The sequence below is a fragment of the Streptomyces sp. PKU-EA00015 genome (assembly GCF_013387495.1).
GTDB lineage: Bacteria > Actinomycetota > Actinomycetes > Streptomycetales > Streptomycetaceae > Streptomyces.
In genome coordinates, this window is sequence record NZ_JABZEE010000134.1 from 1 (window position 1) to 905 (window position 905).

Sequence of the window (905 nt, forward strand, 5' to 3'; positions counted from 1 at the left end):
CGCCCGCGACCCAGGCGTCCACGCCGCGGTCGGCGAGGGTGGTCAGCGCGACCTCGACGGACTCCGCCGGGACGACGGCCATCATGCCGACGCCCATGTTCAGGGTCTTCTCCAGCTCCAGCCGCTCCACGTCGCCGGCCCGGCCGACGAGGTCGAACACCGCGCCCGGCGTCCACGTCGAACGGTCCACCACCGCGTGCAGACCCTCCGGGATCACCCGCGCCAGGTTCGCCGCGAGCCCGCCGCCCGTGATGTGACTGAACGCGTGCACCTCGGCCGTCCGGGTCAGCGCCAGACAGTCCAGCGAGTAGATCTTCGTCGGCTCCAGCAGCTCCTCGCCCAGCGTCCGGCCGAACTCCTCGACCCGCTGCTCCAGCGACATCCCCGCCCGGTCGAACAGCACATGCCGCACCAGCGAGTACCCGTTGGAGTGAAGCCCAGACGACGCCATCGCCACGACCACGTCACCCGACCGGACACGATCCGGACCCAGCAGCCGGTCCGCCTCCACCACACCCGTGCCCGCACCGGCCACGTCGAAGTCGTCCGGCCCCAGCAGACCCGGATGCTCCGCCGTCTCACCGCCGACCAGCGCCGTACCGGCCAGCACACAGCCCTCGGCGATGCCCTTGACGATCCCGGCCACCCGCTCCGGATGCACCCTGCCCACACAGATGTAGTCCGTCATGAACAACGGCTCAGCGCCGCACACCACGATGTCGTCCACGACCATCGCGACCAGGTCGTGCCCGATCGTGTCGTACACGCCCATCCGCCGGGCGATGTCGACCTTCGTCCCCACACCGTCCGTCGCGGACGCCAGCAGCGGACGCTCGTAACGCTTCAAAGCCGAGGCGTCGAAGAGGCCGGCGAAGCCACCCAGACCGCCCAGAACCTCCGGGCGC

At 70.7% G+C, this 905-nt stretch carries 1 protein-coding gene; it reads right to left on the reverse strand.

Annotation, left to right across the window (positions count from 1 at the left end):
• Nucleotides 1–905: phosphoribosylformylglycinamidine cyclo-ligase (gene purM, locus HW130_RS35220; protein ID WP_177153824.1), on the reverse strand; the 905-nt coding region annotated here is incomplete at both ends.